Genomic DNA, 19505 nt, shown 5'->3' on the forward strand with positions numbered 1-19505 from the left:
GAATGACCCGTTCGGCTTCGGGTAGCCGCGCGCCCATGCCTCGATCAACGAACCAGATACGACGGCGGACGGTCCTGTGGGGGACGGCGGCCGCCGCGACGACCGCGGCGGCCGGGTGCGCCCGGGTCGCCTCCGGCGACACCCTCGGCCGGCTCAGATCCCAGGGCACCGTCCGCCTCGGCATCGCGGGCGAGGTGCCGTACGGCTATGTCGACGAGCAGGGCGCCTTCACCGGCGAGGCCCCCGAGCTGGCCCGGGTGATCTTCGGGCGGCTCGGCATCCAGGACGTCCAGCCGGTCGCCACCGACTTCGCCTCGCTCATCCCCGGGCTCGGCTCGCAGCAGTTCGACGTCGTCTCGGCCGGGATGTACATCAACAAGGAGCGCTGCGCGCAGGTGCTCTTCGCCGACCCCGAGTACCAGATGCTCGACTCCTTCATCGTCCGCAAGGGCAACCCGAAGAACCTCAAGTCGTACGAGGACGTGGTGCGCTCCAAGGCCCGCTTCGCGACCGGCAGCGGGTACGCCGAGATCGCCTACGCGGTCGCCGCCGGCTACCCGGAGAAGGACATCGTGATCCTCCAGGACCAGGTCGCCGGCCTGAACGCGGTCGAGTCCGGTCGCGTCGACGTCTTCGCCGGCACCGCGCTGACCGCCCGCTCGGTGGTCCGCAAGTCCAGCAAGGCCGAGGCCACCGCGCCCTTCGCCGCCGTCGTCGACGGCAAGCGGAAGGTCGACGGCGGCGGCTTCGCCTTCCGCCCCACCGACATCGCCCTGCGGGACGCCTTCAACACCGAGCTGCACCGCATGAAGAAGAGCGGCGAACTCTTCCGGATCATGCGGCGCTTCGGCTTCACGGAGGCCGAGATGACCACGCTGACCGCCGAGGAGCTGTGCCGATGACCGCCGGACTCTGGCAGAACTGGGTCCTGCCCGGCATCTGGATCACCCTCCAGCTCCTGATCGCCTCCACCGCGCTCGCCGCCGTGGTCGCCTTCGCCGTCGGCACCGCCCGTACGCACCGCTCCCGCGCCGTCCGCTTCCTGGCCGGGCTCTACACCGAGGTCTTCCGCGGCACGTCCGCGCTGATCCTGATGTTCTGGCTGTTCTTCGTCCTGCCGCCACTGGTCGGCTGGCAGCTCGTCCCGATGTGGGCGGCGATCCTCGCGCTCGGCCTCTCCTACGGGGCGTACGGCGCCGAGATCGTGCGCGGCGCCCTGAACGCCGTACCCGACGCGCAGCGCGAGGCGGGGATCGCGCTCAGCCTCACGCCCTGGCAGCGGCTGCGGCTCGTGCTGCTGCCGCAGGCCGTGCCCGAGATGATCCCGTCCTTCTGCAACCTGCTGGTCGAGCTGCTCAAGGGCACCGCCCTGGTCTCGCTGCTCGGCGTCGGGGACGTCTCCTTCGCCGCGTACCTGGTGCGGCTCGCGACCCAGGAGAGCGGCGGGATCTACACCGTCACCCTGCTCGTGTACTTCGTGATCGCGCTCGCGATCACCCGCTCCATGAAGGCGCTGGAGAGGCGCACCAAGGCGAACCTGGGGGTGGTGGCCAAGTGAACTGGGACTGGTCCGCGGTGGTGGACTTCCTGCCGCGCTTCTGGGACGGGGTGCTCGTCACCCTGCAGGTCCTGGTGCTCGGCTCGCTGATCTCGTTCTCGCTCGGCCTGGTCTGGGCGCTCGGCTTCCGGGCCCGCGGCAGGCTGGTGCGCTGGCCGGTGCAGGCGGTGACCGAGTTCGTCCGTACGACTCCGCTGCTCGTGCAGCTCTTCTTCCTCTTCTTCGTGCTGCCGGAGTGGGGCGTGCAGTTCTCCGCGCTCACCACCGGCACGCTCGCGATCGGGCTGCACTACTCGACGTACACCGCGCAGGTCTACCGGGCCGGCATCGACGCCGTACCGGTCGGGCAGTGGGAGGCGGCGAAGGCGCTGAGCCTGCCGCGCCACCGGATCTGGCTGACGGTGATCCTGCCGCAGGCGCTGCGCCGGATCACGCCCGCGCTCGGCAACTACGTCATCGCGATGCTGAAGGACACCCCGATCCTGGCCGGAATCGGTGTGCTCGAACTCCTCCAGCAGACCCGGTTGGAGTCCGCCGCCACCTTCCAGTACACCGAGCCGCTCACGGTGGTCGGGGTGGCCTTTGTCCTGATCGCGTATCCCGCTTCCCTTCTCGTCCGCACCCTGGAGCGCCGCCTTGCCCACTGAACAGCTCATCCGCTTCGAGAACGTCACCAAGCGCTTCGGGGACCAGACGGTCCTCGACGATCTCAACTTCTCGGTCCGTACCGGCAAGCACGTCACCCTGATCGGACCCTCCGGTTCCGGTAAGACGACGATCCTGCGACTCCTGATGACCTTGGAGAAGCCCGACGCCGGCACCATCCGGGTCAACGGCGGGAAGCTCTACCCGGCCGACGAGAAGCACCGGCGCGAGGTGCGGAAGAAGATCGGCATGGTCTTCCAGCACTTCAACCTCTTCCCCCACATGTCCGTCCTGCGCAACATCACCGAGGCACCGGTCCGGACCCTCGGCAAGAGCCGCGAGGAGGCCGAGGCCCGCGGCAGGGAACTGCTCGACATGGTCGGTCTCGCGGACAAGTGCGAGGCCAAGCCCGCGCAGTTGTCCGGCGGGCAGCAGCAGCGGGTCGCGATCGCACGGGCGCTCGCGATGGAGCCGAAGGTGCTCCTGCTCGACGAGGTGACCTCCGCGCTCGACCCGGAGCTGGTGGCCGGCGTCCTCGATCTGCTCCGGGAGATCGCGTCGACGACCGACATCACCATGATCTGTGTGACGCACGAGATGAATTTCGCCCGGGACATCTCGGACGAGGTCCTGATGTTCGACGCGGGACGGGTGATCGAGTCCGGTTCTCCGGAAAAAATCTTCTCGGATCCTGAGCACGCGCGTACTCGCGAGTTTCTCGGCGCGGTGCTCTGACCTGAGGCTCTCGTAAGGTTCTTTGACTATGGCATATGCCAAGGTGATGCGCCCCAGCGTACGGCGCTGGGGCGCCGCATCAATCTCGCCAACAGCCGCCCCGAAAAGGGAGCTTGACGGCTATCGTGGTACGGAAGCTTGCGGTCACAACCTGGTAGGGGGAAACCGTGGCGCTGAAGCCCGAGCCCACTGCGCCGTTCCACTCGGTGCAATACGCCCTGCGCGTCCTTGAGACGGTCTCACGGCACGGTGGCGGGGTGACGGACGTCCAGATCGCTCGTGAGACCGGTCTGCCCGTCGCCCATCTGTCCTCTCTGCTGCTCATGCTCCGACGCGAGGGGTACGTCGAGCAGGTCGCCGACGGCGCCTATGTCATCGGCGACTCCCTGGTCCTCCTGGGCTCCGGCCTCACCCGCCGCGAGGCGCTCGAGGGCAAGCTCCAGGAGACGCTGACCGAGCTGCGCGACTCCGTCGGCGCCGCGGTCTACATCAGCCGGTACATCGACGGCGAGGTGAAGATCACCCAGTTCGCCGACGGGCCGCGCACACCCAAGGTCAACGAGTGGGTGGACTTCCGCTCGGCCGCGCACGCCAGCGCGGTCGGCAAGTGCCTGCTGACCCAGCTGGACCAGAACGGCCGCAGGGACCACCTCTCGCGCCACAAGATCGCCCGGCTCACCTCCCGGACGATCACCAACGAGAAGGTGCTCTTCTCCAAGCTGGACAGCCAGCCGGCGACGGTCCCGGTGCTCGACCTCCAGGAGTACGCGGTGGGCACGGTCTGCGCGGCGGTGCCGCTGACGGCCGGCGCGGCCGTGGGCTGCCTGGCGCTCTCGCTGCCGATCGAGCACGCCCACCGGCTGCGCGCGGCGGCCGACACGCTGAACCGCAGAGCGGCTCCGGTGGTGCTCTCCCTGGCGATCTGAGCAGGTCAGCGCCGGACGGAGCGGATCGGAGCGGTGTGACCTGGTCCTCAGGAGTGGTGGTCGGAACCACCCCCGAGGACCAGGTAGTATTTTCTCTGTCAGCAGGCGCCGCTAGCTCAGTTGGTTAGAGCAGCTGACTCTTAATCAGCGGGTCCGGGGTTCGAGTCCCTGGCGGCGCACAGACGGAAGAAGCCCCTCGCGGAAGCGGGGGGCTTCTTCGTGTTCCGAAGAGCGTCAGGCCCGCAGATACGTGAGGACCGCGAGGACCCGGCGGTGGGTCTCCTCCGCCGGCGGCAGGTCCAGCTTCCCCAGGATGTTGCCGATGTGCTTGCCGACGGCCGCCTCGGTGACGACGAGCCGGCGGGCGATCTCTCCGTTGGAGTGCCCCTCGGCGACGAGCCCGAGGACCTCGCGCTCGCGCGGGGTCAGCGCCGCCAGCGGATCACGGCGGCGCCGCAGCAGCTGCCGTACGACCTCCGGGTCCACGACCGTGCCGCCGTCGGCGACCCGGACCAGGGCGTCCAGGAACTCCTCGACCTGGCCGACCCGGTCCTTGAGGAGGTAGCCGACGCCCGTGCCGTCGCCCGCGTCCAGGAGATCGGCGGCGTAGGTCCGCTGGACGTACTGGCTCAGGACGAGGACGGGCAGGTGCGGGCGTTCGGCGCGCAGGGCGACGGCGGCGCGGAGCCCCTCGTCCTGGAAGCCGGGCGGCATCCGGACGTCGGTGACGACGATGTCCGGATCGTGCGCGGTGACCGCCGCACGCATCGCGTCGGCGTCGCCGACGGCGGCGACGACCTCGTGGCCGAAACGGGCGAGCAGCCCGATCAGGCCCTCGCGGAGGAGGACGCTGTCCTCGGCGAGGACGACCCGGAGGGCGCGGTCTCGGTCTCGGGCAGCGGTCGGCACGGGATCTCCACTCGTAGGACGGTCGGCCCACCCGGCGGGCTCATGATCGTCAGTGTGCCATCGAGGACGGCGAGCCGGTCGGCGAGTCCGGTGAGCCCGGTGCCGCGGCCCGGATCGGCCCCGCCGCGCCCGTCGTCCTCGACGGTGAGCGCCAGGGAGCCGTCGCCGTACCGGGCGGTGACGGTCGCGCGGCCCGCGCCGCTGTGCCGGCCGATGTTGGCGAGGGCCTCGCTGACGGCGAAGTATCCGGCGCTCTCCACGGCCGTGGGCAGCCGGGGCAGTTCGACGTCGGTGGTGACGGGGACGGCCGAGCGGTCGGCGGCGTCGGTGAGCGCCGCGCCGAGGCCGTAGTCGGCGAGGACCTGCGGGTGGATGCCGTGGATGAGCTCGCGCAGCTCGGTCAGGACCCGGCCGGCCTCGTCGTGGGCCCGGGCGAGCTGGTCGGCGAGCGGCCCGGGCGGGGCGTCGAGCCGGGCGATCCCCAGGGTCATGGTGAGGGCGACCAGGCGCTGCTGGGCGCCGTCGTGGAGATCGCGTTCGATCCGCCGCCGCTCGGCCTCGAAGGCGTCGACGAGCCGGGCCCGGGAGGCGGTGACCTCGCCGATCCGTGCGCGCAGCTCGGCCTCGCGGGGCGCGAGCAGGGCCCGGCTCAGCGCGGCGCGGGCCCCGGCGAGCGCGCCCAGCGGGTAGATCAGGGCGACGAGGAGCACGGCCCCGAGGAGGGCGGCGGCGAAGGCCTGCGGATACGAGGTGACCAGGACGGTCTTGACGACCTTGGCCTCGTGGCCGTCGGCGGCGAGCTGGAGGGGCGTGGCGATGAGCGCGGCGGGCAGCCCGAGGGCGACGGCGAGGACGATCAGGTCGAGCGGCCACAGGACGGTGGCGTGCAGGACGGCGTACGCGAACTCCCGCCAGGTCGCCTGCTCCCGGACGCGGACCCGGAGCCAGGCCCCGAGCCCGGGGGCGCCCGGGACCCGGTGCGGGTCGGCGGCCGGGTCGAGGTCGACGAGCCGGAGCCGTCGGCGTTCGAGGCCGCCGAGGGCGACCCCGGCGAGGAGCAGCAGCGGAAGCCCGACGAGGACCAGCGAGAAGACGACGAGCACCACGAGGACGAGCAGCGCGGGGACGCCGGTCACCACCCCGGTCGCCAGATACCCGGCGGACCGCCAGGGCCAGCGGGTCCGCGGATACCGGGCCCGGGTGAGGGCCTGCCAGGGGGTTCGGGGCGTCATGGGGTTCACGGTAGGCGGGGGCCGCGGGGCGCGGCCATCGGCCTGGTGGGTGTACGGGGGTAGGCCTGGCCCTACCCTCCACTGCCGCCGGGCCCTTGGGGCGAGCGGTCGTGGGCCTCGTACGCGGCACGGAGGTCGGTGAGCGCCTGCGGGGTCAGGGGTGTGTACGGGTCGCCCGGCGCCGGGCGCCACCAGACCGGGTCCGTACAGAGGAAGGACTCCCGGCGCAGGCCCACGCGGTGGATCTTGTTGGTGGCGGTCAGCGGAAGCCTCGGGACGATCCGTACGAACCGCGGCGGCATCTTCGTGCCCAGGTCCGGCTGGGCGGTGAGGAACTCCGCGAACGCGGCCGGGTCGAAGGCGGCGCCCTCGCGCAGGGCGATGGCCGTCATCACCTGGTCCCCCGCGACCGGGTCGGGTATCGCGTAGACGGCGACGCCCGCCGCCCGCTCCCAGCGGGCGAGGATCTGCTCGATGACGGCCGCCGCGAGGTTCTCGCTGTCGACCCGCAGCCGGTCGTCCGTGCGCCCGGCGAAGTAGAGGAAGCCGTCGGCGTCCCGGTAGAAGAGGTCGCCGGTCCAGTACCAGCCGTCCCGCAGCCGGGCGGCCTCCGCCTCGGGGTTGCGCCAGTAGCCCTCGAAGGGATTCCGGCCCCGGTTGACGAGCTCGCCGATCGCGGCGGAGGCGTTGAGGAGCCGGCCCTCGGGCGACAGGACGGCAGGCGCGCACTCCTTCCCCGTCTCCGGGTCCACCACCGCCAGGTCGTCGCCCGGCGCCGCCCGTCCGATCGCGCCGGCCGGGGTGGACGGCGTCCGCGGGATCGCCGCGCCGCCCTCCGAGGAGCCGTAGCCCTCGACGAGCCGGGCCCCGAAGCGGGCCTCGAACCGGGCCGCGTCCACCGCCCCCGCCTCCGTACCGAAGCCGAGCCGCAGCGGGTGCGCGCGGTCGTCCGGGTGGGGCGGGGTGGCCAGCAGGTACTGGACGACCCGGCCGACGTACGTGAAGTAGGTCGCGCCGAACTCCCGTACGTCCGGCAGGAAGCCGGAGGCGGAGAAACGGTCCCGCAGCGCCACGGACGCGCCGGCGGCGAGCGCCGGGGCCCAGTCCGCGATGACCGCGTTGCCGTGGAACATCGGCATGCAGATGTAGTGGACGTCCTCGGGTCGTACGCCGAACTGGGCGACGAGCGAGCGTCCGGCGGCCGCGAGCCGGCCCTGGCTGCAGATCGCCGCCTTGGGCGCGCCGGTCGAGCCGGAGGTGAAGTAGAGCAGCATCCGGCTGTCGGGCCGCACGGGGCGGACGACGGCCTCGCCCGGTTTCGCGCCCTCGTAGGGGGTGAGCAGCTCCTGGTAGGCGTCGGTGTCGGTGACGAGGACGCGTACGCCCGGCAGGGGAAGCCCGTCGAGCAGCGGGAGGTACGCGCGCTGGGTCACGAGGACGCGGCAGTCGGTGTGCGTGATGTCGCGGGCCAGTTCGGCGCCGCGCCGGGTGGGGTTGATGCCGGCGACGGCGGCCCCCGCGAGGGCCGCCGCGCTGAGCCAGAGCGGGAATTCCGGTGTGTTGTCGAGGAGTACCCCGAGGTGCGGCTCGGCACCTCGGGGCAGCAGATCGACGAGGAGCGCGGCCCGTGCGGCGGCCCCGGCGGCGACCTGGTGATGGCTGAGGGCCGTGTCCCGCGCCCTCAGTCCGACCCGGTGGTCGCCCCACTGCCTCCGCACGAGCTCCGCCACGGTGGGTTCCGTCGTACGCCGGACGTCCGTCATACGCCGGAAGGTAACTGACGCTACGTCAGAACTGAACATCCGAGCAGGCGTAGAACGCGTTCCCGGTGTCCGCGATCGTCCAGACCGCCAGGATCAGATGACGTCCGGTCTTGCCCGCCGGGAGGGTCCCGGCGTGCGAGAGCGTGGCCGGCGGCTGCGCGTTGTTGTACGGGACGGTGAGGAACGGCTGGGGATCGAGGGCCGCCCTCGTGAGCTTCTGGCTGCCGTTCCAGCCGTTCTTGGTGATGTAGTACTTGAAGTCGGTGGTGCTGTGCCGGGCGGTGAACTGCCAGCGGAAGGTGTGGCTCTGGCCCGCCGTGAGCCTGGTGGTGGGCCAGGCGCCGCCCCGCGGGTCGTCGAGCTCGGCGAACCGGGAGTTGCCGCCGGCACAGATCGTGCCGTCGGCGGGTCCGGCGCCGGGGAAGCCCTTGAGGCCCTCGACCGACTGCGGCTCCCACTGGATGCCGCCGCAGTTGGTCACGGTGCCGTTGGCGCAGAGCTTCTGACGACTGATCGGGGAGTCGGTGTATCCGTGGCTGGAGGCGCTGCTGGTGGCGAAGAGGGCGGCGCCGGCGACGCCGAGCGCCACCGCCGCCACGCCTATCTTTTTGCGCATGCTGTCGCTCCTGATGAACGTGGGGGAGTTCCGAGCCGTGCTGCACGCGTGCGGAGGGTGGTGCGTGTGAGTGGTGCGTGTGAGTGGTGCGTCTGGGTGGTTCGCTTGTGCGGTAGTGCCTATTCCGGTCTAGACCAAGTACCAAGGTATTGACGGAAGTTCACCCTGTCCATACCGGTCACGCGCCTTCCATCGGACCGGTCCTGCCGGTGTAGAACGCCACCGTCAGGTCCTTGACCAGCGCCTTGCGCTCGTAGTCGTCCAGCTCGACGAGACCACGCGTGGTCAGCCGGTGGACCACGTCGTCCACGGCGTCCACGACGGAGGTCAGCACGCTGTCCCGGTGCTTGGCGTCGATCGCGGCGATCCGGCGGCGCTGCATCGCCCGCGCGATCTCCGGGGCGTACTCGATCCGGGTCGGCTGCGCCGAGAACACGTCGATGCCGACCGGGGCGCACTCGGCGGAGAGCATCCGGGTCAGCGCCTCGCCGACGGCCTCCGCGTCGCGCAGGGTCGGGGCGTCCTCGTGGAAGGCGTCGGCCGGGAGCTGGGAGAGGACCCGGGCCATCGCCGCCTCGACCTGCTCGCGCAGGTACTCCTCGTGCCCGTCGACGCCGAGCGCGGCGCGGACGGTGTCCCGGATGCGCCAGACGACGAGGACGACGACGTTCAGCGCGGTGCCCTTGGCGTCGACCGAGGGGAGCGGCTCGCTGCGCCAGTGGCGGAGGCGGACGTCGACCCGGCGGCGCAGGAGGAGCGGGCTGACCCAGACGAGACCGGTACGGCGGACGGTCCCGCGGTACTCGCCGAAGAGGGTGAGGACCAAGGCGTAACCGACCCGGCCGCGGCCGACGCCGCCAAGGGTGAACAGGGCGGCGAGGACACCGAGGGCGAGGAGCGCCCACTGACCGAGGTGGATGCCGTTGTACGGCTGCGGGGGCAGCCCGAGCATCCGCGCGAGCTCGTCGGGCACGGCCCCGGTCCACCACAGGATCGCGGCACACCAGGCGAGCGCGAACGCCCCGCCGACGACCCCGATCCACCCGGGCAGCACGGCCCCCTCCCGCTCGACGAGCTCGGGGTCGGCGGTGGGCGCGGGGCGGGAGGCCTTGGGGCGGGTGGGGGCGGGGATGGTGGGCTTGGGGGTGCTGGCCTTGGGGGTGGGCGGGGAGGGCGGGGACATGGCGACGGTGGCGGGCCCGCCGTCGTCGTCGGTTCGGTCGGTGTCGGTACGGGCGCCGGCGCCGGGCTCCTCGCGGAAGAGCAGGTGCACGGGGATCGACCCGGTGGTCTCGGCCCCGATCACGTTCTTCCGCCGCACCAGGGGCCGGGTGAGGACCTGCGCCTCGGCGGCGACGGGCACGACGGTCACGGGGGCCTCGGCGGCGACGGGGAGCGCGACGACCCCGACCTTCCCGCGCACGAGCCGCCGCGGATCGGGGGCGGGGGCGGGCGGGGAGGCGGGCGTGGAGGTGGAGACGGGTCGGACGTGGGGGGCGGGGGCGAGGGGCGTGGTGGGGAGCGGGGCCGGCTTCGGGGCGGGGGCGGCCGGGGTCACGGGGGTGGGCGCGCCGGGGGTCGTGGGGAGGGGGGCCGGCTTGGGGGCGGCGGGGGTGACCGTACGGGGTTCGGCAGCCGGACCGCCGGGCGCGGTGGCGGCGCGGGCGCGCGCCGCGCCCGGCCGGGGCGCCACCCACTGGGCGGCGGAAGGCGTCGCACCGACGGCACCCTCCACCCGGAGCCGGAACTCCGGGGCCCCGGGGGCTGCGGCCGGAGCATGACGGCCCGTCACCGCGGTAGCCCCTGCGGCGCCGTTCTCCGAGCGAGGCACGTCGGCGCGGGGCCCCGGAGCCGCCGGTGCGGCCGCGTCCGACGGGCCCGGCCCGTCGGGCGAGCCTGCCGAGGACCCGGGGCGTGTCAGCGAAACAGCCGACGGTCCCGGGCCCGTGGGCGAAACAGCCGACGGCACCTGCCCCGCAGGCGACCCGGCCGAAGACTCCGGGCGCGTAAGCGAAACAGCCGACGGTCCCGGGCCCGCAGGCGACCCGGCCGACGGCTCCGGGCCCGGGGCCGCCGCGGTCTCCGGCGCCTCCGCAGCCACCGCGCCCGCTCCCCCTCCGGCGCACTCCTCGCCGACCCACGCGCCCTCGGGGCGGTCCGCGCCGGGCTCCGGCGGGTGGCCCGTGGGTCTCGGGGTGCGCGGCTCCGTCGTCATACGGCGGGCCGTCCGGGCCGCGTCGCGGCTGGCCGCCGCTCCCGAGTCCGGGTTGGGGGTCGTTGCGGTCATGGAGTCCACCTCATGCTCTCGGGGTCATCGGAACAAGCGCCGCCAGGTCTCCGGGCCCGGGTAGCCGTCGGCCGCGCCGCCGCGCCATCCCTGTGCCCGCTGGAACGCCTCGACATTGCGACGGTCCGCCTCGCCCCAGCGCGGACCGGGACCCGACAGGTAGTGCTTGCCGAAGCCCCGCTTCACCAGCTGTTTGCCCAGCTTCTCCACATATGCGTTGGATTGGCCCGGACGGAAGTAGCCACGCCCGGGAAAGCCCGGCACATTCGCGCTCGAGCCCCCCGAACCACTCGAACCGCCGATGCTGCGCCCCTGCCCCGCCACCAGCAGGCGCCAGGTCTGCGGCCCGGGCATCCCGTCCGCCTCCGCACCCTTCCAGCCCTGCGCCTGCTGGAACGCCTGCGTCGCCCGGCGGTCCGCCTCGCCCCAGCGCGGACCGGGGCCCTGGCTGTAGTACTTCTTGCCGCCGCGCTGCACGAGCAGCTGCCCGAGCCGGGTGACGTACGCGTTGTTCGCGCCGGGCCCGAACATCTCCGAGCCCGGGTACGGCGTGACCGTCGTGGACGAGCCGCCTCCCGCGCTGCCGCCGCTCACGACGCCCTTGTAGCGGTAGGCGACGTAGCGGGTGGAGTTGTTCCAGTACGCCAGCGGTGTCGCCTGGCGCCGGGTCCGCGGCTTGGTCTGCTCGTACGCGATGTACGAGGTGTGGGTGTAGTCGGTCCAGCCGCCGAAGATCGTGACGTGCGAGCCCTTGGTCGGGTTGGCCGGGTTGTGGAAGAGCAGGATGTCGCCCGGCTGGAGCTCGGTGCGGTCGATCCGCTCGCCGAAGCGGTCCAGGCTGCCGGTCCACTCGTTGCCGCGCAGGTTCCACGCCATCGAGATGTAGCCCGAGCAGTCCTGGCGGTAGCCGTCGGACCAGTACCGCTCCATCGAGTACGGGACCTGGGCGCTCACCCACCGCTTGGCGCGGTTGATGATCTCGGCGCGGGTGGTCTTCCGCAGGGACCCGGTGGAGATCTGACTGTTCGTCGGGGTCGCGCCGGGCGCCGGCTGGCCACCGGGGCCGGGCGCTCCGTGGAGCGGCCCCGCGCCGCCCTGCGGCGTGTCGTCGACCGGACCGGCGGCGTCCAGGTCCGCGAGCAGACCGGCCGGGGCGGTCGGGCCGTCCCCCGGCAGGGCCAGCGCGCTCGCGCCCCCGGCGCCGAGGGCCACGCCCGCCGCGGTCACCAGGACCAGCGCGCGGCGCGCCCCGTGCGCCGCCGGGTGGCCGCCCGCGCGGACGGGCAGGCCCAGGGCAAGATCGCGCCGCTGCTGGGCGCAGCCCGCGCAGCCGCAGTCGGCCGCGGGCTCGAACTCCTCGAAGACCGGCACACTCATGCGATTCCCCTCCACACTCGTCAAGATCTTTGGGCGCTCGTGCACGGGCGCCAGTGTCTCAACTGTCTGGACATATCGCATTTTGACGGATCGAAGGCCTGATACGACCATCCGACAGGCCGGGAGGGCCGGTATTGGTCAGGAGCACCCCTGGGCGTCGGGTAGAGTTATCCAGGTCAGCACGCGCCGCTAGCTCAGTTGGTTAGAGCAGCTGACTCTTAATCAGCGGGTCCGGGGTTCGAGTCCCTGGCGGCGCACGCGCAGTCGAAGCCCCTCACCGATGGTGAGGGGCTTCGATCGTTTTCGTGCGCCAAGAGGCACCCGGCTGCGACTCCGCTCCGTAGCGCCTCGGTCACGTTCCGGCCATCCCGGCCGCTCGGCGCCTTCCGCCCCAACCGCCCATCCCGGCTGGCCCGTTGGCTGCCAGGGGGCTGAACTCCCGTACGGAACCAGTCGATCTTCGCGCGGCGGAACCATGCTCTGGGCCCGGGCCTGACGCCCGTTCTAGAGTTGCGGAACCCGAACCTCCCGCGCCGGCGCCGGGCTCCTCCCGCAGCCCGCGCGCCCGCGGTCGAGGCCGGCCCGGCCGTCGGGCCGCGCGGACCGCGGCCCGCCGGCCGGGCTCGGTGACCCCGGTGATCAGTGGCCGAAGGTCGTCGGTGGTCAAACCCGCCGATCTGCGAGAAGGCGTTACGCCGTCCCCGCCCGCGCGCCCGTCAGATACGCGGAGACGACCACGTTCGCCGTGTACGTCCCGGTCACGCGGTCGAAGGTGCCGCCGCAGGTGATCAGGCGCAGCTCGGCCCGGTCGGCCTGGTGCTGTCCGTACACCTTCCGCGCGTCGAAGTGGTCCCGGGGATAGACCCGGACGTCGTCGATGGTGAATTCGGCGACTGATCCGTCCGTACGGGTCACCCGCACCGTGGCGCCGGGGCGGGCGGCGCTGAGGCCGTAGAAGACGGCGGGACGGGTCTCGGTGTCGACGTGGCCGACGAAAAGGGCCGCACCTTCCGCGCCCGGCTGCGTACCGGTACGGAACCAGCCGACCGAATGGGGCATCTCGAACGGCGGCGGGTCGACCGCGCCCGACGCGTCCAGGCCGCGCCCGACGACCGGCGCGGTGATCCCGAGCGAGGGGATCTCGACCCGGCGCGGCTCGGCGGGCGCCAGGGGCCGGTGCGCCGGGGGCAGGGGCGCGCCGAGGGGGCGGCCGACGGCCGCGATGTCGCCGTTGGCGGGGGCCGGGGCGCCTCCGTCGGCGATCTCCCGGCCCCAGAGCCAGAGCCCCAGGACCAGGACCGCCCAGGCCGCGCCGGTCACCATCCGCCCGTGGCCCGACCCGGTGCCAGTAGCAGTACCCGTGTCGGGGTCGGACCCGTTCCCGGATCCGGCGGACACCTCAGTCGCCCGCCCGGCGGCGGCGTGCGCTGCGGAAGGCGACGGCCACCGCAGCGACCGCGGCCAGGCCCAGGCCGACCAGGGTGTACGGCGTACCCAGGCCGTTCTCGCTGGTGGTCTGGGCGACACCCGGTGCCACGGGTGCCGCCGGGACCGCGAGGGCCGCGCCGCCGCCACCGGCCCGGACCGGGGCGTACGGGCTGGGGTGGTGCGTCGGCTGGTGGGTGGGGTCGTGCGTGGGCTCGGGCTTGTGCTTCTCGACGTGGACCACGCCGACGTCACGATGCTCCTTGCCGTCGCAGGTCACGCTCACCTTGTAGGTGCCGCGCTCGATGCCCGACTTGATCGTCGTGTCACCGAAGAGGGGGTAGTCGCCGCCGTCACGGCCGGTGAGCTCGGCGTCGGCGACGAACGCCTTGGACTTGGCGGCGCCGGTCGTGCCCTTGCAGCCCTGCACACGGACGTCGACGTCCGCACCGGGGCGGGCGGTGGACGGGGTGACCGTGACCTTGACGTCGCCTCCGGCGAAGGCGGTACCGGCCGCGGGTGCCAGTACGAGAAGGACGGCCGCCCCTGCGGCACGGAGAGCAATGGGACCTGAACGCATCGTGACCTCCTGGTACTGGCAGGGTCACCCGGTTCGCCCGCTCCCGCATCCGCAGGGGTCCGGTCGGGTGTTCGACCGCTGCCCCCGCGCGGGAGCTACACCCGGTCCACGAGGTCGGCGATCGAGTCGACGATCTTGGAGGGGCGGAAGGGGAAGCGGTCGATCTCCGCCTGGGTCGTCAGTCCGGTGAGGACGAGGAAGGTCTGCATCCCCGCTTCCAGGCCGGCCAGGATGTCGGTGTCCATCCGGTCGCCGATCATGGCGCTGGTCTCGGAGTGGGCGCCGATCGCGTTCAGGCCGGTGCGCATCATCAGCGGGTTCGGCTTGCCCGCGAAGTACGGGTCCTTGCCGGTGGCCTTCGTGATGAGCGCGGCGACGGAGCCGGTGGCCGGCAGCGGGCCCTCCAGGGAGGGGCCGGTCTCGTCGGGGTTGGTGCAGATGAAGCGGGCGCCGGCGTTGATGAGCCGGACGGCCTTGGTCATGGCCTCGAAGGAGTACGTCCGGGTCTCGCCGAGGACCACGTAGTCGGGGTCGTGGTCGGTGAGGACGTAGCCGATGTCGTGCAGCGCGGTCGTCAGGCCTGCCTCGCCGATGACGTAGGCGGTGCCGCCGGGGCGCTGGTCGTCGAGGAACTTGGCGGTCGCGAGCGCCGAGGTCCAGATGTTCTCCACCGGCACCTGGAGGCCCATGCGCGCGAGGCGGGCGTGCAGGTCGCGGGCGGTGTAGATGGAGTTGTTGGTGAGTACCAGGAAGGGCTTCTCGGTTTCCCGCAGCTTCTTGATGAACGCGTCGGCGCCGGGGATCGGCACGCCCTCGTGGATGAGGACGCCGTCCATGTCGGTGAGCCAGGATTCGATCGGCTTGCGTTCTGCCATGTGCGGGGACTCCTGCCGTACAGAAATCGTGCGGTGTGCTGGGGGCGCCGCGACAGCGCTGTGGCGACGCCCCCAGCCTAATCAGGATGTGGAGACCTTGACCCCGTCGATCACCCAGTACCAGTTGTTGGAGCCGGTGTAGCGGAAGCGGAAGCTCACGGAGGACGAGCCCGAGGGGACGTTCACGGTGAGGGACTGCGGCTGCGAGATGACGTCGGAGGTGTAGCTCTTGACGACCGTCGGCGTACCGCCGTTGAAGACCGCCTGGACCTGCGCGGTCTGGCTGCCCTCCTGGCGGTAGAAGGTGGTGAAGTCGAGGGTCGCCCGCGTCTTGCCGGAGACGTTGTACGCCGGGGAGACCAGCGTCGAGTCGTACGTACCGGAGAAGGACTTGTCCGACCACTCGTCGGAGTCGGCGACGGCGAAGACGCCGCGGGCACGGACGTTCAGCTCGCGGGACTGGTCGCGCTGGGTGCGGGACCAGAACTCGTCGGTGGCGAAGGCCCAGCCGCGCCACTCGGTCATGCCGCCGGTGCCCATGGCGTTGTTGATGACGGACCAGCCGCTGGGCGCGGTGTGGGTGAAGCCGAGGACGCCGGCCGGGATGCCGGTCTCGTCGACCCGCCCGGTGAGGGTGGGGTGCAGCGCGTCGAAGGGGTCGGTGGAGCGCTGCTGGATCGGCTTGCCGTCCAGGCCCCACGCGGGGTCGGGCACGATGCCGAGCTGGTGGAAGACGGTCGCGGCGACGTCCACGAGCCGGGTGTCGATGGGGCGCGCGCCGGCCGCGATGCCGGGGCCCTGCGCGAGGACGAACGTACGGCGCTCCTCGATGGCGGAGCCGCCGTGGCCGCCGCCGTCGGTGTGGCCGTGGTCGGTGGTGACCATGATCGTCCAGCGCTCGGTGGCGTAGGAGGGGCGGGCCTTGATCGCGGCGAGGAGGCGGCCGAGGTAGCCGTCCTGGACGGCGATGGCGTCGAGGTACTTCTGGCTGGCGGCGCCGTAGGAGTGGCCCATCTCGTCGGTCTCGCCGAAGTAGACGAAGAGGACGTCCGGGTTCTGGTTCCGGAGGATGTCCTCGGTGGCGTCGGTGATGACCTTGTCGTTGACCGCGTAGTTGTTGTTGTAGACGAGCTTGGCGTCGGCGCCGGGGGTGACCGTGCCGTGGGTGTCGAGCTCGGGCCAGTCGACGGCCGCGAAGAGCGAGAGGTCGGGGCGGACCTGGTTCAGGCGGGCCAGGAATCCGGGGTACTTGCCGTAGTTCTTGCCGGTGAAGGTGTTGTCCTTCACGCCGTGCTTGTCGGGCCAGACACCGGTGGAGATCGTCGACCAGCCGGGGCCGGAGGAGGTGGCGGCCATCGGGTTGGCGTAGAGCAGCGACAGGCCGTACGTGCCGTTCGCGATCAGGGACTTCAGGGTCGGCGCGTTGGCGGCGTCGATCCGGTCGTACCGCAGTCCGTCCATACCGACGACGAGCACCTTGTCCTTGCTGGTGCCGTTCGGGAGCGTGGGCGCGGCGGTGGTGGCCGCGTGGGCGGCGGGTGCGAGGGCGGTGCCCGCGGCGGCGAGGGCGGCGGTGGCGCCGGCCGCGGCGAGGACGGTGCGGCGGGACGGGCCGGTGGTCAGGCCGGTGGACATGCCGTTGATCGGCATCTCGGATCCTCCGTAGGAAAGGGGCGAGGACGCGCCAACGCCCCTGATCCCTCAGGGGCGTTGGTCCGTACCCGTTATCTTTCCGCGATGAACGGAGGTGTTCCAGGGGTGGTGAAGTGAACTCTTGGAAGCCCGCGATGAGCTGCCGGTGTCGGCTTCCCGCGTCAGCTACCGGTGGCCGTCTTCCACGCGTCGACGTACGTGGTCAGGTTCTTGTCGATGTCGGCCCAGTCCGGCTCGAAGACCTCGACGCCCTCGATCAGCTTGGCCAGCTCGATGGCGTTGGCGTCGGTCGCCTTGACGTCCTTGCGGGCCGGGAAGCCGCCGCCGACCGCGCTGACCTCGCGCTGGGCCTGCTCGGCGAGCATGAAGTCGAGCAACTTCTTGCCGTTCTCGCTGTGCGGGGCCTTGTTCACCAGGCCGGCGGCGTACGGCAGGGCGAACGTGGTGGGCTTGCCGCCCTCCTTGGCCGGGAACCAGATGCCCAGGTTCGGCATGGACTTGGACTGCGCGAAGTTCATCTGGACGTCGCCGTTGGCGACGAGGATCTCGCCCTTGTCGACCTTGGGCGCGAGCTTGGAGGTGGAGGAGGACGGGCCGACGTTGTTGGCCTGGAGCTTCTTCAGGTACTCCATCGCCGGCTCCTGGCCGCCGAAGTCGTGCATGGCCTTGATGACGACGGCCGTGCCGTCACCCGCGACACCGGGGGTGGAGTACTGCAGCTTGTTCTTGAACTTGCCGTCGAGGAGCTCCTCCCAGGTCTTGGGGGCCTCCTTGAGCTGCTGCTTGTTGTAGATGAAGCCGAAGTAGTTGTTGACGACCGAGGTCCACTTGCCGTCGGCCGCCTTGTTCGCGCCGTCGACCTGCTCGGAGCCCTTCGGGGTGTACGCCTGGAGCAGCCCCTTGGAGTCGGCCTGCTGGATGAAGGGCGGCAGGGTCACGATGACATCGGCCTGCGTGTTGTTCTTCTCGCGGACGGCGCGCTGCACCATCTCGCCGGAACCGCCCTCGACGTACTTGACCTTGATGCCGGTCGCCTTCTCGAAGTCGGCGAAGACCTTGTCGTACCAGCCGTCGCCCTTCTCCCCCTTGAGACCGTCCGCGCTGTAGACGGTGACGACCTTCTCGTCGGAGGCGGCGGAGGAGCCGCCGCAGGCGGTGAGGGTGGCGGCGAGGGCGAGGCTGCCGGTGACGGCGGCGATCGGCTTGACGAGCTGGGACGAGGTACGCATAACGTCGTTCTCTCCTGAATGACTTGACGGTGGTGACGCTCAGCGGTGGGTGCTTGGGAGCAGGCGTCCGGCTAGCGGTAGGACGCCTTGGTGCGGATACGGGAGACGGCGAGCAGGACGATCAGGGTCGTGGCCATGAGGACCACGGCGAGCGCCGAGCCGGTGAAGAGGGAGCCACGGTCGGTGGCGGTGAAGATCAGCACCGGGAGCGGCAGCCAGTCCGGCGGGTAGAGCATCATCGTGGCGCTCAACTCGCCCATGGACAGGGCGAAGCAGAGCCCGGCCGCCGCGTTCAGGGACGGCAGCAGGAGCGGCAGCTTCACCCGGAGCAGGACGTACGCGGGACGGGCACCGAGGCTCGCCGCCGCCTGCTCGTACATCGGGTCGAGACGGAGGATGGCCGCCGAAACCGACTGATAGGCAAACGCCGTGACAAGAATGGTGTGCGCGAGGATCACGATCCAGCGCGTTCCGTTCAGCAGCACCGGCGGCTGCGAGAAGGCGACCAGGACGGCGAGACCGACGACGACCGAGGGCACGGCGACCGGCAGCATGAACAGCGCGTCGAGGAACCGACGGCCGTTCTTCCGCAGGGAGTTGGCCACCAGGGCCGCCCAGGTGCCGATGGTCAGCGCGAGCAGGCTCGCGGTGACGGCGGTGACCAGGCTGGTCGTCAGCGCCTGCAGCGACTCGCCGCGCACGGCGGCCGTGTAGTGCTCCGCGGTCGGCCCGGAGGGGAAGGCCCCGGACCAGTTGGTGGAGAACGACGCGGCGAGGATCACCAGGAGCGGGAGGGCGAAGAGCGGGACGAAGAGGACCGCGAAGAGGGCCCAGGTCGTCCACTTGCCCGTACGGCTATGCACCAACACGGCGGCTCACCACCCGGTAGAGGCCGTAGAGGCCCACGGAGATCGCGACGTTGACGACGGCGACGACACAGGCGGCGGCGTAGTCGGATTCGAGGATGGCCTTGCCGTAGACGAGCATCGGGAGCGTCGTGACGCCCTTGGCGCCGGTGAAGAGCACGATCCCGAACTCGTTGAGGCACATGACCAGGACGAGGCTGCCGCCGGCGGCGAGCGCGGGCAGCGCCTCGGGCAGGATGACCTGCCGGATGATCCGCAGCGGCTTCGCCCCGAGCGAGGAGGCGACCTCCAGCTGCGCGGTCTCCATCTGCGAGAACGCGGCGAGCAGGGGGCGCATCACGAAGGGCGTGAAGTACGTGATCTCGGCGAGGAGGACGCCCCACGGCGTGGTCAGGAACTGGAAGGGCCCGGTCTCGGCGCCCGTGAGGTCCGTCCACAGGCCGTTGCCGATGCCGACCGTGCCGTAGAGGAAGAGCAGGGCGAGGGTGATCAGGAAGGACGGGAAGGAGAGGAAGACGTCGATGAACTTCGACACCGCCTTCCCGCCGGGGAACGGTACGAACGCGATGATCAGCGCGAGCACGAACCCGAGGACCAGACACCCGACGGTCGACCCGACAGCGAGCCACACGGTGGTACCGAGCGCGTCCCGGAACGCCTCGGACGCGAACACGTCGGCGTACGCACCGGGCGCGAGCGACTCCTCGACGACGAGGGCGAGCGGGTAGAGAAAGACGAGAGCCAGAACGGCGACGGGCGGCAGGGCCCAGAGCCAGGTGGGCACCTTCCGGGAAGCCGTTGTGGGCATGCGTTCCGCCGGGGCGGTGGG

18 protein-coding genes and 2 tRNA genes are annotated in these 19505 nt (G+C 71.7%); 7 read left to right on the forward strand and 13 right to left on the reverse strand.

What is annotated here, in order from left to right; translation table 11 throughout:
* Window positions 1-35: 35 nt before the first annotated feature.
* The 6 genes from ehuB (at window position 36) to ACWCO8_RS28800 (ending at window position 4043) form a co-directional block, all read left to right on the forward strand.
* Window positions 36-902, forward strand: a complete 867-nt coding sequence (ehuB, locus tag ACWCO8_RS28775) for an ectoine/hydroxyectoine ABC transporter substrate-binding protein EhuB (RefSeq protein WP_451034714.1) — start codon at window positions 36-38, stop codon at window positions 900-902.
* On the forward strand, window positions 899-1558 hold the full coding sequence (ehuC, locus tag ACWCO8_RS28780) for an ectoine/hydroxyectoine ABC transporter permease subunit EhuC (protein WP_362011661.1): 660 nt from the start codon (window positions 899-901) through the stop codon (window positions 1556-1558). The genes ehuB and ehuC overlap by 4 nt, the downstream gene beginning before the upstream one ends.
* Window positions 1555-2205, forward strand: a complete 651-nt coding sequence (gene ehuD / locus ACWCO8_RS28785) for an ectoine/hydroxyectoine ABC transporter permease subunit EhuD (protein WP_451034715.1) — start codon at window positions 1555-1557, stop codon at window positions 2203-2205. Before ehuC ends, ehuD begins: the two co-directional genes overlap by 4 nt.
* On the forward strand, window positions 2195-2938 hold the full coding sequence (ehuA, locus tag ACWCO8_RS28790; protein ID WP_451034716.1) for an ectoine/hydroxyectoine ABC transporter ATP-binding protein EhuA: 744 nt from the start codon (window positions 2195-2197) through the stop codon (window positions 2936-2938). Before ehuD ends, ehuA begins: the two co-directional genes overlap by 11 nt.
* Before the next feature lie 167 nt (window positions 2939-3105).
* Window positions 3106-3864, forward strand: a complete 759-nt coding sequence (locus ACWCO8_RS28795; protein ID WP_362011669.1) for an IclR family transcriptional regulator — start codon at window positions 3106-3108, stop codon at window positions 3862-3864.
* A 105-nt stretch (window positions 3865-3969) separates the two neighbouring features.
* Window positions 3970-4043: transfer RNA gene (locus ACWCO8_RS28800), tRNA-Lys, on the forward strand.
* 55 nt (window positions 4044-4098) lie between these two features.
* Here ACWCO8_RS28800 and ACWCO8_RS28805 read toward each other — a convergent pair.
* From ACWCO8_RS28805 to ACWCO8_RS28830, 6 genes are all read right to left on the reverse strand, one after another.
* Entirely contained in the window at window positions 4099-4773 is a 675-nt protein-coding gene (locus ACWCO8_RS28805; protein ID WP_451034717.1) for a response regulator, read from the reverse strand.
* Window positions 4692-6005, reverse strand: coding sequence for a sensor domain-containing protein (locus ACWCO8_RS28810; RefSeq protein WP_451034718.1), 1314 nt, complete (start codon window positions 6003-6005; stop codon window positions 4692-4694). Before ACWCO8_RS28810 ends, ACWCO8_RS28805 begins: the two co-directional genes overlap by 82 nt.
* A gap of 71 nt (window positions 6006-6076) precedes the next feature.
* Window positions 6077-7768 (reverse strand): AMP-binding protein, encoded by a 1692-nt coding sequence (locus tag ACWCO8_RS28815; RefSeq protein ID WP_451034719.1) that lies wholly within the window; start codon window positions 7766-7768, stop codon window positions 6077-6079.
* 25 nt (window positions 7769-7793) lie between these two features.
* Window positions 7794-8384, reverse strand: coding sequence for a lytic polysaccharide monooxygenase auxiliary activity family 9 protein (locus ACWCO8_RS28820; RefSeq protein ID WP_362011679.1), 591 nt, complete (start codon window positions 8382-8384; stop codon window positions 7794-7796).
* 178 nt (window positions 8385-8562) lie between these two features.
* Entirely contained in the window at window positions 8563-10599 is a 2037-nt protein-coding gene (locus ACWCO8_RS28825) for an SPFH domain-containing protein (RefSeq protein WP_451034818.1), read from the reverse strand.
* Window positions 10600-10695: 96 nt separating this feature from the next.
* Window positions 10696-12048, reverse strand: a complete 1353-nt coding sequence (locus tag ACWCO8_RS28830; RefSeq protein WP_451034720.1) for a peptidoglycan-binding protein — start codon at window positions 12046-12048, stop codon at window positions 10696-10698.
* Window positions 12049-12231: 183 nt separating this feature from the next.
* Between ACWCO8_RS28830 and ACWCO8_RS28835 the strand changes: the two genes are divergently transcribed.
* Window positions 12232-12305: transfer RNA gene (locus ACWCO8_RS28835), tRNA-Lys, on the forward strand.
* 433 nt (window positions 12306-12738) lie between these two features.
* Here the strand turns inward: ACWCO8_RS28835 and ACWCO8_RS28840 are convergent.
* From ACWCO8_RS28840 to ACWCO8_RS28870, 7 genes are all read right to left on the reverse strand, one after another.
* A complete protein-coding gene (locus ACWCO8_RS28840) occupies window positions 12739-13371 on the reverse strand; it encodes a class F sortase (protein ID WP_451034819.1) in 633 nt (210 codons plus the stop codon).
* 76 nt (window positions 13372-13447) lie between these two features.
* On the reverse strand, window positions 13448-14053 hold the full coding sequence (locus ACWCO8_RS28845) for a hypothetical protein (RefSeq protein WP_451034721.1): 606 nt from the start codon (window positions 14051-14053) through the stop codon (window positions 13448-13450).
* A 95-nt stretch (window positions 14054-14148) separates the two neighbouring features.
* Complete coding sequence (locus tag ACWCO8_RS28850) at window positions 14149-14928, reverse strand: HAD-IIA family hydrolase (RefSeq protein ID WP_362011690.1); 780 nt, start codon at window positions 14926-14928, stop codon at window positions 14149-14151.
* Window positions 14929-15009: 81 nt separating this feature from the next.
* On the reverse strand, window positions 15010-16578 hold the full coding sequence (locus ACWCO8_RS28855) for an alkaline phosphatase family protein (protein WP_451034722.1): 1569 nt from the start codon (window positions 16576-16578) through the stop codon (window positions 15010-15012).
* Between the two features lie 164 nt (window positions 16579-16742).
* On the reverse strand, window positions 16743-17810 hold the full coding sequence (locus ACWCO8_RS28860; RefSeq protein ID WP_451034723.1) for a 2-aminoethylphosphonate ABC transporter substrate-binding protein: 1068 nt from the start codon (window positions 17808-17810) through the stop codon (window positions 16743-16745).
* Between the two features lie 71 nt (window positions 17811-17881).
* Complete coding sequence (locus ACWCO8_RS28865; RefSeq protein WP_362011698.1) at window positions 17882-18679, reverse strand: ABC transporter permease; 798 nt, start codon at window positions 18677-18679, stop codon at window positions 17882-17884.
* Window positions 18666-19484: a 2-aminoethylphosphonate ABC transporter permease subunit gene (locus ACWCO8_RS28870; protein ID WP_451034724.1), complete on the reverse strand. Its 819-nt coding sequence runs from the start codon at window positions 19482-19484 to the stop codon at window positions 18666-18668. Before ACWCO8_RS28870 ends, ACWCO8_RS28865 begins: the two co-directional genes overlap by 14 nt.
* Window positions 19485-19505 lie beyond the last annotated feature (21 nt).

The organism is Streptomyces sp. NPDC001927, from assembly GCF_053594455.1.

What these genes read in the sequence shown, in the direction of transcription:
- ehuB (WP_451034714.1), top strand. Translation starts at nt 36, where the DNA reads ATGCCTCGATCAACGAACCAGATACGACGGCGGACGGTCCTGTGGGGG.
- ehuC (WP_362011661.1), top strand. Translation starts at nt 899, where the DNA reads ATGACCGCCGGACTCTGGCAGAACTGGGTCCTGCCCGGCATCTGGATC.
- ACWCO8_RS28810 (WP_451034718.1), bottom strand. Translation starts at nt 6,005, where the DNA reads ATGACGCCCCGAACCCCCTGGCAGGCCCTCACCCGGGCCCGGTATCCG.
- ACWCO8_RS28815 (WP_451034719.1), bottom strand. Translation starts at nt 7,768, where the DNA reads ATGACGGACGTCCGGCGTACGACGGAACCCACCGTGGCGGAGCTCGTG.
- ACWCO8_RS28820 (WP_362011679.1), bottom strand. Translation starts at nt 8,384, where the DNA reads ATGCGCAAAAAGATAGGCGTGGCGGCGGTGGCGCTCGGCGTCGCCGGC.
- ACWCO8_RS28825 (WP_451034818.1), bottom strand. Translation starts at nt 10,599, where the DNA reads ATGACGACGGAGCCGCGCACCCCGAGACCCACGGGCCACCCGCCGGAG.
- ACWCO8_RS28830 (WP_451034720.1), bottom strand. Translation starts at nt 12,048, where the DNA reads ATGAGTGTGCCGGTCTTCGAGGAGTTCGAGCCCGCGGCCGACTGCGGC.
- ACWCO8_RS28840 (WP_451034819.1), bottom strand. Translation starts at nt 13,371, where the DNA reads ATGGTGACCGGCGCGGCCTGGGCGGTCCTGGTCCTGGGGCTCTGGCTC.
- ACWCO8_RS28845 (WP_451034721.1), bottom strand. Translation starts at nt 14,053, where the DNA reads ATGCGTTCAGGTCCCATTGCTCTCCGTGCCGCAGGGGCGGCCGTCCTT.
- ACWCO8_RS28850 (WP_362011690.1), bottom strand. Translation starts at nt 14,928, where the DNA reads ATGGCAGAACGCAAGCCGATCGAATCCTGGCTCACCGACATGGACGGC.
- ACWCO8_RS28855 (WP_451034722.1), bottom strand. Translation starts at nt 16,578, where the DNA reads ATGCCGATCAACGGCATGTCCACCGGCCTGACCACCGGCCCGTCCCGC.
- ACWCO8_RS28860 (WP_451034723.1), bottom strand. Translation starts at nt 17,810, where the DNA reads ATGCGTACCTCGTCCCAGCTCGTCAAGCCGATCGCCGCCGTCACCGGC.
- ACWCO8_RS28870 (WP_451034724.1), bottom strand. Translation starts at nt 19,484, where the DNA reads ATGCCCACAACGGCTTCCCGGAAGGTGCCCACCTGGCTCTGGGCCCTG.